At 72.8% G+C, this 15,078-nt stretch carries 14 protein-coding genes; 9 read left to right on the forward strand and 5 right to left on the reverse strand.

The genetic code is table 11. The features are described 5' to 3' along the window. Positions 1-67: 67 nt before the first annotated feature. Both ACWC5C_RS17155 and ACWC5C_RS17160 read right to left on the reverse strand, forming a co-directional pair. A complete protein-coding gene (locus ACWC5C_RS17155; protein WP_450876178.1) occupies positions 68-1,327 on the reverse strand; it encodes an MFS transporter in 1,260 nt (419 codons plus the stop codon). 99 nt (positions 1,328-1,426) lie between these two features. Next, on the reverse strand, positions 1,427-2,209 hold the full coding sequence (locus tag ACWC5C_RS17160; RefSeq protein WP_450876179.1) for a DeoR/GlpR family DNA-binding transcription regulator: 783 nt from the start codon (positions 2,207-2,209) through the stop codon (positions 1,427-1,429). Positions 2,210-2,317: 108 nt separating this feature from the next. Between ACWC5C_RS17160 and ACWC5C_RS17165 the strand changes: the two genes are divergently transcribed. The 5 genes from ACWC5C_RS17165 to ACWC5C_RS17185 are packed head-to-tail and all read left to right on the forward strand — an operon-like array spanning position 2,318 to position 7,767. After that, positions 2,318-3,010, forward strand: a complete 693-nt coding sequence (locus ACWC5C_RS17165) for an HAD family hydrolase (protein ID WP_450876180.1) — start codon at positions 2,318-2,320, stop codon at positions 3,008-3,010. 5 nt (positions 3,011-3,015) lie between these two features. After that, positions 3,016-4,098: a 2-hydroxyacid dehydrogenase gene (locus ACWC5C_RS17170; RefSeq protein ID WP_450876181.1), complete on the forward strand. Its 1,083-nt coding sequence runs from the start codon at positions 3,016-3,018 to the stop codon at positions 4,096-4,098. Then, positions 4,095-5,555, forward strand: a complete 1,461-nt coding sequence (locus ACWC5C_RS17175; RefSeq protein WP_450876182.1) for an FGGY family carbohydrate kinase — start codon at positions 4,095-4,097, stop codon at positions 5,553-5,555. Before ACWC5C_RS17170 ends, ACWC5C_RS17175 begins: the two co-directional genes overlap by 4 nt. Continuing rightward, a complete protein-coding gene (locus ACWC5C_RS17180; protein WP_450876183.1) occupies positions 5,552-7,297 on the forward strand; it encodes a dihydroxyacetone kinase family protein in 1,746 nt (581 codons plus the stop codon). Before ACWC5C_RS17175 ends, ACWC5C_RS17180 begins: the two co-directional genes overlap by 4 nt. Next, entirely contained in the window at positions 7,294-7,767 is a 474-nt protein-coding gene (locus ACWC5C_RS17185; protein WP_450876184.1) for a ribose-5-phosphate isomerase, read from the forward strand. The genes ACWC5C_RS17180 and ACWC5C_RS17185 overlap by 4 nt, the downstream gene beginning before the upstream one ends. 4 nt (positions 7,768-7,771) lie before the next feature. Here ACWC5C_RS17185 and ACWC5C_RS17190 read toward each other — a convergent pair whose 3' ends face one another. Then, on the reverse strand, positions 7,772-9,286 hold the full coding sequence (locus ACWC5C_RS17190; protein ID WP_450876185.1) for an amidase family protein: 1,515 nt from the start codon (positions 9,284-9,286) through the stop codon (positions 7,772-7,774). 213 nt (positions 9,287-9,499) lie between these two features. Here ACWC5C_RS17190 and ACWC5C_RS17195 point away from each other — a divergent pair, with 213 nt between their 5' ends. Continuing rightward, the gene (locus ACWC5C_RS17195; protein WP_450876186.1) at positions 9,500-10,780 is read left to right on the forward strand and encodes a YeeE/YedE family protein; all 1,281 of its coding nucleotides are present in this window, start codon (positions 9,500-9,502) and stop codon (positions 10,778-10,780) included. Positions 10,781-10,874: 94 nt separating this feature from the next. Here the strand turns inward: ACWC5C_RS17195 and ACWC5C_RS17200 are convergent, their stop codons facing one another. After that, complete coding sequence (locus ACWC5C_RS17200; protein WP_450876187.1) at positions 10,875-11,936, reverse strand: NAD(P)/FAD-dependent oxidoreductase; 1,062 nt, start codon at positions 11,934-11,936, stop codon at positions 10,875-10,877. Positions 11,937-12,012: 76 nt separating this feature from the next. Beyond that, complete coding sequence (locus ACWC5C_RS17205) at positions 12,013-12,951, reverse strand: GlxA family transcriptional regulator (RefSeq protein ID WP_385446686.1); 939 nt, start codon at positions 12,949-12,951, stop codon at positions 12,013-12,015. A gap of 200 nt (positions 12,952-13,151) precedes the next feature. Here ACWC5C_RS17205 and ACWC5C_RS17210 point away from each other — a divergent pair, with 200 nt between their 5' ends. The 3 genes from ACWC5C_RS17210 to ACWC5C_RS17220 all read left to right on the forward strand — a co-directional run bounded on the left by ACWC5C_RS17210 (position 13,152) and on the right by ACWC5C_RS17220 (position 14,921). Then, positions 13,152-13,835 carry a DJ-1/PfpI family protein gene (locus ACWC5C_RS17210; protein ID WP_450876188.1) on the forward strand — a complete coding sequence of 228 codons (684 nt, stop codon included), beginning with the start codon at positions 13,152-13,154 and terminating at the stop codon, positions 13,833-13,835. 25 nt (positions 13,836-13,860) lie between these two features. Next, on the forward strand, positions 13,861-14,322 hold the full coding sequence (locus tag ACWC5C_RS17215) for a hypothetical protein (protein WP_450876189.1): 462 nt from the start codon (positions 13,861-13,863) through the stop codon (positions 14,320-14,322). A 116-nt stretch (positions 14,323-14,438) separates the two neighbouring features. After that, positions 14,439-14,921 (forward strand): hypothetical protein, encoded by a 483-nt coding sequence (locus ACWC5C_RS17220; RefSeq protein WP_450876190.1) that lies wholly within the window; start codon positions 14,439-14,441, stop codon positions 14,919-14,921. Positions 14,922-15,078: the final 157 nt, after the last annotated feature.

The following is a 15,078-nucleotide window of genomic DNA, read 5'->3' on the forward strand; positions in this document are numbered from 1 at the left end:
GCTTCCATCCTGAGGGAGGGGCGAAGAGGAGAGCCCGGTTCCGTAAAGCGGTTGACGACAGAGCGGTTTACGAGGTCGTCGTCGCGCCCGCTCGGTGCTTGTCCGGGGCCGTCGCCCCGCCGTCCCGCTCCTCCGGCAGCTTCAGCAGCAGCGTCAGCACGAAGGCGACCAAGTACAGCGCGAGGAAGACCAGCGTGACGCCGCCCGCGCCGACGAGCGGGAAGAACAGGCTGGCGAGCGCCGGGCCGACGAAGGCCGCGCCGCCCGCGCCCAGGTTGAGCAGGGCCATCGAACCGCCCTTGTTCTCCGGGGCCATCGACGGGATGAGCGCCGAGATGGGCACGAACCCCGCGAGGGTCGCCCCGTAGAACATGCCCGCGAGCACCGCGACCCAGAAGTAGTCCGGGCCCAGCCATACCGGTACGAAGTACAGCGTTGTGACGCTGATCGCGCAGCCCAGGGCGCCGAAGCCCGCGATGGTCGTGCGCCAGCCGATGCGGTCGGAGAGGACACCGAAGATGAGGTTGAAGAAGATGTTCGTGCCGTAGATGATCGCCAGCAGCTGAAGCCACTTGTCCTCGCCGAAGCCGACGTCGTCGGAGAAGATCCGCGGCAGGTACACCAGCATGCCGAACTCGGGTGCGGTGTTGATGACCCGGACCAGGCAGCCCACCAGGACGCGCGGATGGGTCCAGATGATGGAGACGGAGTTCAGCAGGCTCTGCCCGGTGGTGACCTCCGGCGGCGCCATCCGGTCACCGCCGGGCCTGCGGCGCGCGCCGACCAGGGCGACCGCGCCGCCGAGGAGGATGAGCGCGAGGGCCGACCACAGCGTGCCCATGCGGCCGAACCAGGGGATGGTCAGGCTCGACCACAGCGAGCCGAGGGTGGGCAGGCCGCCCGTGAAGGCGAAGTAGAACCATCCGACCGCCGTGCCCAGCCGGGCCGTCGGCGCCGTGTTGGTGATCCAGACGAGGAAGCCGAACGCGAAGAGCGGGTAGCCGAAGCCCCGGATGCCGTAGAAGAGCAGCATCAGCGGGTAGTTCTCGGTGCCCAGCGCGAAGAGCAGGTACGCGGCGTCGAAGACGGCCCAGATCACCAGCCCCGTCCACATCACCCGGCGCGGCCCCCACACCTGGCAGAGCGCGCCGGAGAACCAGGACGCCAGCATGACGGCGATGCCGTACACCGTGATGACGTACCCGGCCCGTACGTCCGTCCCGGCGCCATGGTCGGCCATGTACGGGGCGATGAAGCCGGACTCGACACCATCGCCGATCATGAACAAGAGCACGCCCACATAGCCCAGGACCAAGGCTTTCGGCATCGCTACCTCCACTCTGAGGTGTGACGGAGTATGACCGCAGATACTCAAGCGCGCCGAGAGAAATATCAAGAGTCTTGGTAAGACTCACGCGATCCGATGTTAATTATCGACCACCCGTACGTCGGTCAGCTCCCGCATCTCCCGCAGCAGCTCCTCGTCCACCGGCCCGGTCAGCAGCACATGGTCGAACGAGTCCACGCTCTCCAGCCGGTGCAGCGCCCGGCGGCCCACCTTGCTGTGGTCCATGAGCAGCACGCTCGTCGCGCCCGCCTGCCGCGCCGCCCGCTTGATGCTGACGATCTCCTGCTCCTGATGGAACGTCATGCCAGCCGTCATCCCGGAGGTGGACAGCACGGTCAGATCGACGGAGATGCCGCTGATCATGTCGATCGCGGGCAGTCCGATCCATGAGTCGTGGGTACGTGAGTACTCGCCGCCCACGCAGATCAGCCGGATGCCCTCGGCGCCCCGCAGCTCCTCCGTGATCAGGCGGTAGTTGGTCACCACGGTCAGCGGCCCCACCTCGGGCAGCAGCTGGGCCAGGGCCAGCGCCGAGGTCGAGTCGTCCAGCATCACCGACATGCCCGGCGCCACGAACGACAGCGCGGCGCGGGCCAGGGCCTGCTTCTCCTCGGTGTGCGCGTGCAGCCGGAAGTCCGAACTGGACTCGAAGACCATCGAGGGCTGCGCGGAGACGCCGCCGTGGTACTTGCGCAGAATGCCACGGTCCGCCAGCTCGGCGATGTCCCGGTGGACCGTCATCAGGCTGACGCCGGTCAGCTCGGCCAGCTCGGCCACGGTGGCGTCCCCCCGGGCCAGAACGTGGTCGACGATCAGTTGGTGTCGCTGCTGCCGCGCACCGCGCGAAGACGGGAGAGTCATGTACTCCATCCTGCCGTGCCAATTTCTCACATGGAACCGGTGACAACTCACACCGAGACTGTTAATTTCGCTGGACCGACATCATCAGCCAGGGGATCAGGGGTACGCATGGCCGACGCAGTGGTCTTCGACATGGACGGCGTCCTGGTGGAGAGCGAGCATCTGTGGGAGGAGCTGTGGACCGCGTTCGCCGCCGCCCACGGCCGTTCCTGGGGCCCGGACCAGACGCGTGACGTCCAGGGGATGAGCGCCCCCGAGTGGGCCGCCTACCTCACCCGGTTCTGCGAGGCGGGCGGCTCCGCGGGCGGCTCCGGGGGCGGCTCCGCGGCCGACACCGAACGGACCGTCGTCGACGGCATGGTCCAGGCACTGGCGGACGGGCGTATCGAGCTGTTGCCCGGCGCCCGCGAGATGATCACCGCGACCGCCGAGCGCGGCCCCATCGCGCTCGCCTCCTCCGCGCCGCGCCGGGTCATCGACGCCGTCCTCGTCCACCACGCGGTCGACCACCACTTCAAGGCGACCGTCTCCAGCGCCGAAGTGCCGCGCGGCAAGCCGAGCCCGGACGTCTATCTCGCCGCCGCGAGCGCCCTCGGCGTGGCGCCCGAGCGCTGCCTCGCGGTCGAGGACTCCAGCAACGGACTGCGCGCGGCGGCGGCCGCCGGGATGACCGTCGTGGCCATCCCCAACCCGCAGTACCCACCGGCCGAGGACGCCCTCGCGGCCGCCGCCTTCCGCTCCCCGGACCATGGAGCCGTACGCGACTTCCTGCTCAGCAAGCTCGACACCCGAGGAGAGTGACCGACATGACCACGGTCCTGGTAGCAGGCGACGACTTCATCGCCCCCGACCTCTTCTCCGCCGCCCTGAGCAACGCCCTGGGCGACGCCCTGCCCGACACCGGGCTCACCTTCCGTACGCTGCGCACCCGCTGGCCGAACGAGCCCTTCGGCCCGGTCGGCGCCGACGCCCACGGAAACGGTGGCGTCAAGGAGGCCAGCGGCACCGAGGAACAGGTGCTGGAGGCGCTCGGTGACGCGAGCGTCGCGCTCACCCAGATGGCCCCCGTCACCGCCCGTGTCATCCGCGAGGCGCCCCAGCTGAAGTTCATCGGCGTGGCCCGAGGCGGCCCCGTCAACGTGGACGTGGCCGCCGCCACCGCCGCCGGAATCCCCGTCACCTTCACCCCCGGGCGCAACGCCGCCGCGGCCGCCGAATTCGCCATCGGCCTGATGCTCGCCGCCCTGCGCCGCATCACCTTCGCCGACGCCGCCCTCAAGGAGGGCATGTGGCGCGGCGACTACTACGCCTACGAGAACGCCGGTCTCGAACTCGACGGCGCCACCGTCGGCCTCGTCGGGTACGGGGCCATCGGCGCGATCGTCGCCCGTGTGCTGCGCGCCTTCGGCGCCCGCGTCCTCGTCTCCGACCCGTACGCGGACCCGGCCAAGGCGCAGGCGGAAAGCGTCGAACTCACCTCCCTGGACGACCTGTTGCAGCGCAGCTCCGTCGTCAGCCTGCACGCCCGGGTCACCCCCGAGACACGCCATCTGCTCAACGCCAAGAACCTCGCGCTGCTCCCCGAGGGCGCCGTCCTTGTCAACTCGGCCCGTGGCGATCTGCTCGACTACGCCCCGCTGCCCGGGCTGCTGGAGTCCGGGCGGCTCGGCGCGCTCGCCCTCGACGTCTACGACATCGAACCGCCCCCGGCCGACTGGCCCCTGCACCACGCCCCCAACGTCATCACCACGCCGCATCTGGCGGGCGCCACCCGCCAGACCGCCGACCGGGCCGCCCTGATCACCGCCGCCGAGGCCGCCCGGTTCCTGCGCGGCGAACAGCCGCGGCACATCGCCAACCCGGAGGTGCTGACCGGAGGCCGATCGTGATCGTCGGAGTCGACATCGGTACGTCGGTCACCAAGGCCCAGCTGATCTCCCGCGACGGCCGCGCCACCCCCGCCCACGAGGCCCGCAGCACCGTCTACACCCTGCCAGGACAGCGCGTCGAACAGGACCTGGACGATGTCGTGGGCACCGTGGAGACCGTCATACGGGCGGCGCTGGCCGACGCCGGGCAGATGGACGGCGAACCGGTCGAGGCGCTGGCCCTCACCGGGCAGGGCGACGGCCTGTGGCTGCGCGACGCCGACGGCGCCCCGGTCGGCCGCGCGCTGTCCTGGATGGACGGCCGGGCCGCCGACCGGCTCGACCGCTGGACCGCCGACGGCACCCTGCGCGCCCTGCACCGCCGCACCGGAGTCGGCCTGTTCCCCGGCTCCGCCGCGCCCCTGCTGGCCCACCTCGCCGAACACGAGCCGGAGCGGCTCGAAGCGGCTCACGTCGCCGGATATTGCGTGGACGCCGTCGTGCAGCGGCTGACCGGCGCCGTGACCGTCGACGCCTCCGACGCCTCGCAGCCGTTCCTCGACGTCGCCACCCGTACCTACGACGACGCCGCGCTCGACCTGTGCGGACTGTCCGACCACCGGCGGCTGCTGCCGGACCCCGCGCCGCCCGGCACCCTGCACCGGCTGCTGCCCGACGCCGCCCGGCGGCTGGGCCTGCCCGCCGGACTGCCGGTCTCCGCCGGTCCGTTCGACATACCGGCCTGCGCCTTCGGCTCGGGCGTCGCCGAACCCGGCGAGGGCCACCTCATCATCGGCACCACCCTCGCCGCCCAGACCCTCGACAGCGAGCCGCGCCCGGCCGCCGCCGACGAACCCGCCGGAATGGTCCTGGCCACCCCGTACGAGGACCGGTTCCTGCGCGTCATGCCCGCCATGATCGGCACCGCGGGCCTGGACTGGCTGCTGAAACTGCTCGACGTGAAGATCGAGGCGCTGGACGCCCTGCTCGTCCAGTCCCCGCCCGGCGCCTCGGGCGTCACCGCCCTGCCGTTCCTGTCCGCCAGCGGCGAGCGCGCCCCCTTCGTCGACGCGCGGGCCCGTGGCCGCTTCGACGGCCTCTCCCCGCTGGCCGGGCGCGCCGACCTGGTACGGGCGCTGTGCGAGGCCGTCGCCTACTCGGCCCGGCACTGCATGGAAACCCTCGGCGTGTGTGGCGCCATCACCGCGTGCGGCGGCGGCGCCCGTTCGGGGGAGTGGGCGCGCATCTTCTCCGGAGTCCTCGGCCGCGACCTGGACGTCTGCGACGACGCCGTGGGCATCCGTGGCGCGGCCCAGACCGCCTGGCACTCCCTCGGCACGCCCGTCGACGCCCGCGCCTGGCGCGCGCCACGCCGCACCGTGCCCGCCGAGCGCGGGCTGATCGACCACTACGCCGAGGGCTACGCCGACTACCGTCTCGCCCTCGATGCCGCACGCGACGGCTGGAGCACACGATGACCAGGCTCTTCAACGATCCCGCCCGGTTCACCGACGACATGATCACCGGGTTCGCCGCCGCCCACCCCGAACACGTACGGGCCGTGCCCGGCGGCGTGGTGCGCGCCCGCGCCACGCCCGAGGGGAAGGTGGCGGTGCTCACCGGTGGCGGCTCCGGCCACTACCCCGCGTTCTGCGGTGTCGTGGGCCCCGGATTCGCCGACGGCTCGGTCATCGGCGACGTGTTCACCTCCCCGTCGGCCGCCCGCGCCCGCTCGGTCGCCGAGGCCGCTGAGGCGGGCGGTGGCGTCCTCTTCCTCTTCGGCAACTACGCCGGTGACGTCATGAACTTCGGCCTCGCGGCACAGCAGCTCACCGGCGACGGCATCCCCGCCCGCTGCTTCGCCGTCACCGACGACATCGCCTCCGCGCCCACCGACCAGATGGCGCGGCGGCGTGGCATCGCGGGCGGCTTCGTCGTCTTCAAGACCGCGTCGGCGGCGGCCGAGGAGGGCGCCCCGCTGGAGGAGGTCGTCCGGGTCGCCGAGCACACCAACGCCCGTACCCGCACCCTCGGCGTGGCCTTCGATGGCTGCACCCTCCCGGGCGGCGAAGCACCCCTGTTCACCGTCCCCGAGGGCCGCCTCGGTCTCGGCCTCGGCATCCACGGCGAAGCGGGCGTGAGCGAGGACACCCTCGGCACGGCGGAGGAGCTGGCCCGCGTCCTGGTGGCGGGGCTGCTGGCGGACCGGCCCGCCGACACGGGCGACGGCGGGCCGGTCGCCGTCGTCCTCAACGGCCTCGGCGCCACCAAGTACGAGGAGCTGTACGTGCTGTGGGGCGCCGTGTCCCGGCTGCTGGACGAGGCCGGGCTCACCCCCGTACGCCCCGAGGTCGGCGAACTCGTCACCAGCCTGGACATGGCGGGCTGCTCCCTCACCCTGACCTGGCTGGACGACGAGCTGGAACGGCTGTGGCGCGCCCCCGCCGACACCCCGGCCTTCCGCCGTGGCGCCCTGCCCGAACTCCCGGCCACCGACGCCTCCGTACGTCCTGCCACCGCCGCCACTACCTCCGTACGCCCCGCCGCCACCGCGTCCGGCGCGGCGGTCGAGGTCGCGGCACTGGCCGTCCACGCCCTGCGCGCCGCCCGCGATGTACTGCACCGGGACGCGGACGCGCTGGGACGGCTCGACGCGGTGGCGGGCGACGGTGACCACGGCCGCGGCATGTGTAAAGGCGTCGACGCGGCCCTCGCGGCCGCCGAGAAGGCGCACACCGAACGGCTCGCCCCGGCGGCCGTGTTCGCCGCCGCCGGAGACGCCTGGGCGGCGGAAGCCGGAGGTACCTCGGGCGCGCTGTGGGGCGCGGCGCTGCGCGCGCTCGGTGGCGTACTCCCGGCGGACCGGGCGCCCGGGCGCGAGGAGCTGGCGTCCGCCGCCACCGAGGCGCTGGCCGCCGTGACCTCGCTCGGCGGGGCCGAGGTGGGCGACAAGACCCTGGTCGACGCCCTCACCCCGTTCGCCACCGCCTTCGCCGGACAGCTGCGCGACGGAGCCCCGGTGGCCGAGGCGTACGCGGCCGCCACGGCGGAAGCCCGTACGGCCGCGGAACACACCGCCACCCTGCGCCCCCGCCTCGGCCGCGCCCGCCCCCTCGCCGAGCGCAGCGTGGGCACCCCCGACCCCGGAGCCACCTCACTCGCCGCGGTGCTGACCGCGGTCGCCACCCTCCCCGCGACGACAGGAAGCGATGCCGTATGACCACCGCGACCACCGCGCCTCCGTTCCGGATCGTCGTCGGCTGCGACGACGCCGGTTATGGCTACAAGGAAGCCCTCAAGCAGGATCTGCTGGCCGACCCCCGGGTCGCCGAGGTCATCGACGTCGGCGTGGGCAGCGACGAGCACACCGCCTACCCGCACGTGGCGGTCGAGGCGGCCCGCCGCGTCGCCGACGGAGCCGCCGACCGCGCCCTCCTGGTGTGCGGCACCGGCCTCGGCGTGGCCATCAGCGCCAACAAGGTCCCCGGTATCCGCGCGGTCACCGCCCACGACACCTACTCCGTACGCCGCTCCGTCCTCAGCAACAACGCCCAGGTCCTCTGCTTCGGCCAGCGCGTCATAGGCCTGGAACTCGCCCGTGCGCTCACCGATGACTGGCTCGCCCAGCGCTTCGACGAGACCTCCCCCTCGGCGGAGAAGGTCGCCGCCATCCGCGCCTACGAGAGCTGACCCGCTAGGGGGTGTTCGACGGCAGGTAGCGCGGTGCCTGCCAGGCGTCCAGGCGCCGCTCCACCGAGGCCCCCAGCGACAGGAGCTTGCCGTCCTGATGGTCACCGGCCATCAGCAGCACGCCCACCGGCAGTTCGTTCACCATCCCCGCGGGCACCGACAGGGAGGGGTATCCGGCCACGGCCGCCGGGGTGGACGACGGGATCACATCGTTGTCGCCCCGCGCGCAGTCCGTCGTCCAGGCGGGCGGGTTCGTCGGTGAGGCGATGGCGTCCAGCCGGTGGGCGGCCATGGTCTCGTCGATGGAACGCCGGGACAGATCCTTCAACTCGGCGCGCATGGCCCGGTATTCGGGGTCCGTGGTGGCGGGTGCGGCCAGCGCCCGCTCGAACAGCTCCTGGCCCGCGAAGCAGCTCTGCTCCGCCGGGTGGGCGCGGTTGAACTCGATCAGCCCGGCGAGGTCGCGCGGCCCCTCGCGGGTGGCGAGGTAGGCGTCGATGTCCCGGTGGAACTCGCTCAGCAGCGCCGGGAATTCGAGGTCGGCCAGGCGCTTCTGATACGGGGGCGTCACCTGGACGACCTCGGCTCCCGCACTCCGCAGCCGCTCAGCGGTACGGGACATCACGGCGTCCACCTCCGCGCCGAGCGACGGCAGCCGCCACAGGCCGATCCGTTTGCCGCGCAGACTGCGGGGGGTTTCCGGGGCGGGTGAGGTATCGCCGCTGAGCACTGAGAGGGTGAGCGCGGTGTCGGTCACGTTGCGGGCCATGGGCCCCGCGGTGTCCTGCTCCGCGGAGATCGGGACCACGCCGTCCTGGCTGACCAGGCCCAGACTGGGCTTGTGCCCGACCACCCCGTTCATCCCGGCCGGGCACACGATGGAACCGTCCGTCTCGGTGCCGATCGCCACCTGCGCCAGGGACGCGGCGAGCGCGGCGGCCGAACCGGAGGAGGACCCGCACGGGTTGCGGTCCAGTACGTACGGGTTGTTGGTCTGCCCGCCCACCGCCGACCAACCCGAAGTCGGCTTCTCCGCACGGAAGTTGGCCCACTCGGACAGATTGGTCTTGCCGAGGATCACCGCCCCCGCGTCCCGCAGCCGGGTCACCAGGGCGGCGTCGGTGTCCGGCGGGCTGCCCGCCAGCGCCAGCGACCCGGCCGTCGTGGGCAGGCCCCGGGTGTTCACGTTGTCCTTGAGCAGCACGGGGATGCCGTCGAGCGGGCCACGGGCCTGTCCGCGCCGGTGCCGGGCGTCGCTGGCGGCAGCCTGGCGCAACGCCGTCGGGTCGGTGCGCAACACGGCGTGGATGGCGGGGTCGATGGCCTTGATCCGCCGCAGATAGACGGTGGTCAGGGCCGACGAGGTCAGGGAACCGTCCGCCATGCGCGCCTGTAACTCCGGGATCGTCACCGTGTCGAGATCGACCCCCGCTCCGCCAGCCCGCGCCTGCGGCGCGCCCGCGCACAGGGAGCTCACGACCAGGGTGGCCATCACCGTGGCAGCGCCCCGATTGCTCATGCTTCTCATGATCCTCATGAGATTCAGCGGACTATAGGCGGCGGCCCGGCGCAAGGCCTATTCCCGATCGGCCTGTGGCTGACTCCACAGCTCAGCCGGTGACCTGCGGTTCTCACCGGCTGACGGGGACCGTATCCTCGGGGCCGGAACCGGCCGGTTCCCCAGAGCGCCCGTCGCCCCTCTCGCCTTCTCGTACGTCCCCGGAGTCCGCCCGTGACCACCGCCCCGCCCGCCGAGGCGGCGAAGACCGCCGCGCTGCTGTCCCCCTCACCCACCTCGGTGCCCCGCCCGGAGGCGCCCGCCGCTCCGCCGGTGCGCCGGGTGCCGCTCGCCGTGTCCGGGCTGCTCGCCGCGGCGCTGACCGCGTACGTGTGGTCCGCCCAGGGAGCCAAGCCCGGTGTTCTGCTGCTGCTCGGGCTCGGGCTGGGGATCGCCCTCTTCCACTCCCGTTTCGGGTTCACCTCCGCCTGGCGGCAGCTGGTCGCCGTCGGCAACGGCACCGGGCTGCGCGCCCACACCCTGCTGCTCGGGACCACGGCCACCCTGTTCGCCCTGCTCATCGGCACGGGGACCGGGCTGTTCGGGTCCGTTCCGGCGCCCTCGGCCGAACCGCTGGGCCTGGGGCTGCTGATCGGCTCGTTCGTCTTCGCGGTCGGCATGCAGCTCGGCGGCGCCTGCGCCTCCGGCACCCTCTTCGCGGTCGGCTCGGGGCAGACGTCGATCGTGCTCACCCTCGGCGGCTTCATCGGCGGTGCGACGCTCGCCGCCTGGCAGTTCGACCTGTGGAAGGACCTGCCCGCGCTGGAGCCGGTCCTCATGGCCGACCACATCGGCTGGTTCGGATCCTGGGCGGTGACGATCCTCGTGCTCGTCGCCGTCGTCCTGGTCAGCCGACTGGTGCAGGCCCGCCGCACCCCGCCGCCGACCGGCCCGGTGCCCTCCGCGCGCGGCGCCGCCGCCCGGGTGCTGCGCGGCTCGTGGCCACTGGCCGTCGGCGCCCTGGTGCTGGGTGTGCTGGGCGCTGGAGTGCTGCTGGTGTCTGGTGGCGCGTGGGGCGTCACCAGCGCGTTCAGCCTGTGGGGAGCGGAGCTGGTACGAGCCCTCGGCGGCCACCCGGAGACCTGGAGCTGGTGGCAGCAGCCCGGAAACAAGGAGATGCTCGCCGGGCCGGTGCTTGGCGACAAGACCAGCCTCACCGATATCGGCATCATGGTCGGCGCGGCGGCCGCCGCGGCGCTGGGCGGCACGTGGACGCTCCACCGCGGCGTGCCGTGGCGCACGGCGGTCGCGTCGGTGCTCGGCGGGGTGCTGATGGGCATCGGCGCCCGGCTGGCGGGCGGCTGCAACATCGGCGCCTACCTCGCGGGCATCGCCTCGGGCAGCCTCCACGGCTGGCTCTGGGGCGCCTTCGCCCTCGTCGGCACCTGGGCCGGGCTGAAGCTGCGGCCCCTCTTCGGGCTCGGCAACCCGAAGCCGGGCGACGGCATGTGCTGAGCGAGACGCTCCCGTACGAGAGCCAGCCCTTCCGTAAGGGACGTTGCCCCGCCACCGCCGGGCGGGTGAGTGGCCGCCCGCGCGGGCGGGGCGCTCATAGCCCGTGGCGCCTATGGCTCAGGACGCGTTCGCTGACCTGGCGTTCCATCTCGGCCGAGAAGGCGGCTTCGGTGGGCGGGGCGGTGGCCTCCTGGCGGGTGGCGACGGCGCGGCGGGTGTCTTCGGCTACCAGGTCGGCGTTGATGGCTCCGGCGGCCCGGGCGCCCGTGGCGGCGGCGCCGACGACCTGCTCCATGATGCTCGCCACGTTGCCCGCCACCCACACACCGGGCACGGCGGTCCGCCCGGTGGCATCGGCCGGGACGCTGGAGCCGATCACCGTCCCGGCCATCTCCTGCTCGACCGGTTCCAGGCCGAGCCCGGCCAGGAAGCCCGCGCGGGCGGTGAACCGGGGTGCGACGGCCAGGGCCTGGCAGGCCACGAGGGTGCCGCTCGCCAGCCGTACGCCGGTCAGTCGCCCGCCCTCCTGTTCCAGGGCGGCCACCTCGCCGTCGACCACCGCGATGCCACGGGCCGCCAACTGCTCGTACTCGTCGTCGCTCGGCTCGGGCACGGTGTGCAGGAAGAGGGTGACGGTGTCGCTCCACTGGCGCCACAGCAGGGCCTGGTGTACCGCCATGGGCCCGGTGGCCAGGATGCCGATCGCCCGGTCTCGTACTTCCCAGCCGTGACAGTAGGGGCAGTGCAGGACGTCCTTGCCCCACAGCTCGGCGAGGCCCGGCACCTCCGGCAGCTCGTCGACCAGTCCCGTGGCCACCAGCAGCCGCCTGCCACGGGCCGCGCCGCCATCGGCGAGGCGTACGGTGAACCCGGCCGCGTCCCGTTCGACGGCGGAGGCGTGTCCCGGCCTGAACTCGCCGCCATAGGAGCGCACTTCGTCGCGTCCGGCCGCCAGCAGCTCACCGGGCGGCCTGCCTTCGTGGCCGAGGTAGGCGTGGATCCCCATTGCGGGCGCGTTGCGCGGCTCGCCACCGTCGATGACGAGCACCGACCGCCGGGCCCGCCCCAGGGCGAGCGCCCCACTCAGCCCCGCGGCACCGCCGCCGATCACCACCACGTCGTACACACTCATCTGCTCGCTCACCTGCTCGCTCATGTGCGCCACCTCCTTGTGCGACGCAGCATGCGCGCGGTGACGCGAAGTGGGCAAGAAAGCTTGCCGTAGTGGCAAATCAGCTGAAGGTGCGGCGGTAGGTGTGCGGGCTGACTCCGGTGGTGCGTTTGAAGCGGTCGCGGAAGGCGGTGGGGGAGCCGAAGCCGACCTGGGCGCCGATGCGTTCGACGGAGTGCGGCGTGGTCTCCAGGAGGTGCTGGGCCTGGCGGATGCGGGCGCGGTGCAGCCACTGGAGCGGGGTGGTGCCGGTCTGCTCGCGGAAGCGGCGTATCAGGGTGCGGGTGCTGGTTCCGGCGTGGGCGGCGATGTCGGCGAGGGTGAGGTCGCGGCCCAAGTTGTCCTGCAGCCAGGTGAGCAGGGGTTCGAGGACGGAGCCCTGCGGGGTGGGCGCGTAGTCGTGGACGATGAACTGCGCCTGCCCGCCCTCGCGTTCGAGCGGCATCACGGACAGCCGGGCCGCGTGGGCGGCGACGGCCGAGCCGTAGTCGCGGCGGATCAGGTGCAGACACAGATCCAGGCCCGCGGCGGCGCCCGCGGAGGTGAGGAACTGGCCGTTGTCCACGTACAGGACGTCCGGGTCCACCTCGATGTCCGGGTAGGCGGCGGCGAGCGTACCGGCCGCGATCCAGTGGGTGGTGGCCCGCAGCCCGTCGAGGAGGCCGGTGGCGGCCAGGATGAAGGTGCCCGCGCAGATGGAGGCGATGCGGGTGCCGTCCGCGGCCGCCGCCCGCAGCGCGTCGCGGACCTCGGGCGCGAGCGGTGCCGTGGGGTTCGCGGTGCCGGGCACGATGATGGTGTCCGCGCCCTGGAGCCCGTCGAGGCCCCAGGGCGCGCGCAACGCGAAGGTCCCGGTGTCGATTTCCTGGCGCTCGGCGCACACCCGGAGCTGGTAGCCGGGGCGCCCGTCCGGCAGCCGGGTGCGGGCGAAGACCTCGATCGGCGTGGCCAGGTCGAACGGGATCACCTGGTCCAGCGCGAGAACGGCGATGGTGTGCATGGCCGGAAGATACCCCTTCGCCGGGCGGCGCGGGGTGCGGAGTTCTCGACGTCGTCGCATGTCGGAGCGGTCACGTCGCAGATGGCACTATCCCGTTGAAAGGTGGCACTCATGCCACTGGGAGGCGGGGCGGCAGCCGATTACCTTCGGTGGCGTTCCCGGCACTGGCCGGGCTTCCCGCCTCGGAAAGAGAGCCCTTCATGCATGTCCAGGTTGTCCTGCTCGACGGCTTCGACCCGCTCGATGTCATCGCCCCCTACGAGGTGCTGTACGCGGGTCGCGCCGCCTCGGCGGGGGCGGTGAGTGTGGAACTGGTCTCCGCCGAAGGGCCCCGCGAGGTGGCCAGTGGCATCGGGGGCCTGACCCTGCGGGCCACCGCCGCCCTGGACCCCGCGCGGGCCGGTGTGATCCTCGTGCCCGGCGTCGCCGGTCGCCTGGGCGAGCCCGGCGAGGCGCCCGGGCAGGGGGAGGGGAACGGGCAGCCGGATGAGTTCATCTCCGTACTGCTGCACCGCGCCATGGCCACCGAACTGCCCGCGCTGCTCAAGGCGGCGATGGAGAACCCGGAGGTGACGGTCGGCACGGTGTGCGGCGGGTCGATGCTCCTGACCATGGCGGGTCTGCTGGAAGGACGCCACGCCACCACCCACCACGGGGGCCTGGACGCGCTCGGCGCCGGTGGCGCCCACGCGGTGAGCGCCCGCGTCGTCGACGACGGCGACCTCGTCACCGGGGCCGGTGTCACCTCCGGCCTCGACCTGGGGCTGTATCTACTGGAGCGCGAGATGGGCCCCCGGATCGCGCACGCCGTGGAAGAGCTGATCGCCCATGAGCGGCGCGGCACCGTATGGCGCGACCAGGGCCCGGCGCCCGTCGGCTTCTGACCACCGCCACCGGGGATCTCTGACCATGACGAAACTCTTCCTCATCCTGCATGTCCTGGCCGCCGTGGTGGCCATCGGTCCCGTGACCGTCGCCGCGAGCATGTTCCCGCCGACGCTGCGCCGCGCCCACGGCGACCCGGACGACCGTGAGGCCATCAGCACCCTGCGGGTGCTGCACCGCATCTGCCGGGTCTACGCCGCCGTGGGCCTCGCCGTGCCCCTCTTCGGGTTCGCCACCGCCAGCAGCCTCGGTGTCCTCGGCAGCGCATGGCTGATCGTCTCGATCGTCCTGACCGCCGCGGCCGCCGCCGTCCTGGCCCTGCTGATCCTGCCCGCGCAGGAGGGCGTTCTCACGGCGGCCGGGACTCCCGGCGCCGCCACCGGTGCGCCGGGCCGCCTCGCCATGCTCACCGGCGTCTTCAACCTGCTGTGGGCGACGGTCACCATCCTGATGATCATCCGCCCCGGCTCCACCACGGGAGCGTGACGCGCGGGGCGCGCGGTCCTGCGGGGGGTGCGCCGGGGTGCGTTCGGCGCGCCACAGGTCCTCGGCGGAATCTTCATGCGTTGTTTGCATCGGCCGGATCGGGCAATTCGCACAGCATGGCTAACGCACGAGCGAACAACGAATCGACCGACCGCGCGACCAAGGCCACGAAGGCGACAGCCGCGAAGGCCAAGGAGACCTCCGAGAAGGCGGCGGAGAAGACGGCGGCGAAGGCGGAGTCCGCGGGCCAGTCGACCGCCGATGCCGCCAAGTCCGCGGGGAACGGCGCGGGACGCGCCGCGACCGGCGCGGGCCACGCCGTCGGACACGCCGTGACCTCGATGGGCGCCACGGCGGGCAAGGCGGCCGGGACGGCCGGTACCGCCGTGACGAGCACGCTGAAGGGCGTGACCTCGGCGGCGGGGCAGGTGACCTCCGCCGCCACGACCGCCTGGACCGTCCTGAAGAACCGCAAGCTCATCGCGGCCGGTGCCGCGGCCGGTGTCACCGCCCTCAGCGCGGCCTCCTACGCCGTGGGCCGCCACGCGGAGCGCAGCGGCCACGGTCCCGTCACGCGGATGACGGGCGGCCGTATCTGACCGGCCCGACCGCGCAACCGCTCGACAGTTCAACAGATCGACCCACCGCCCGCCGAAGACCGCCCCGTTGCGGCCTTCGGCGGGCGGTTTCGTGCGTGCGTGCCACGTGTCGCGTTTGCGGGTGGGACGGTTGCTCACCAAGGGGCAGCGCGAGCAG

The organism is Streptomyces sp. NPDC001700 (assembly GCF_053596435.1).

Coding starts and splice junctions, on each gene's coding strand:
- ACWC5C_RS17155 (WP_450876178.1), bottom strand. CDS start 1,327: ATGCCGAAAGCCTTGGTCCTGGGCTATGTGGGCGTGCTCTTGTTCATG.
- ACWC5C_RS17160 (WP_450876179.1), bottom strand. CDS start 2,209: ATGACTCTCCCGTCTTCGCGCGGTGCGCGGCAGCAGCGACACCAACTG.
- ACWC5C_RS17165 (WP_450876180.1), top strand. CDS start 2,318: ATGGCCGACGCAGTGGTCTTCGACATGGACGGCGTCCTGGTGGAGAGC.
- ACWC5C_RS17170 (WP_450876181.1), top strand. CDS start 3,016: ATGACCACGGTCCTGGTAGCAGGCGACGACTTCATCGCCCCCGACCTC.
- ACWC5C_RS17180 (WP_450876183.1), top strand. CDS start 5,552: ATGACCAGGCTCTTCAACGATCCCGCCCGGTTCACCGACGACATGATC.
- ACWC5C_RS17185 (WP_450876184.1), top strand. CDS start 7,294: ATGACCACCGCGACCACCGCGCCTCCGTTCCGGATCGTCGTCGGCTGC.
- ACWC5C_RS17190 (WP_450876185.1), bottom strand. CDS start 9,286: ATGAGCAATCGGGGCGCTGCCACGGTGATGGCCACCCTGGTCGTGAGC.
- ACWC5C_RS17200 (WP_450876187.1), bottom strand. CDS start 11,936: ATGAGCGAGCAGGTGAGCGAGCAGATGAGTGTGTACGACGTGGTGGTG.
- ACWC5C_RS17205 (WP_385446686.1), bottom strand. CDS start 12,951: ATGCACACCATCGCCGTTCTCGCGCTGGACCAGGTGATCCCGTTCGAC.
- ACWC5C_RS17210 (WP_450876188.1), top strand. CDS start 13,152: ATGCATGTCCAGGTTGTCCTGCTCGACGGCTTCGACCCGCTCGATGTC.
- ACWC5C_RS17215 (WP_450876189.1), top strand. CDS start 13,861: ATGACGAAACTCTTCCTCATCCTGCATGTCCTGGCCGCCGTGGTGGCC.
- ACWC5C_RS17220 (WP_450876190.1), top strand. CDS start 14,439: ATGGCTAACGCACGAGCGAACAACGAATCGACCGACCGCGCGACCAAG.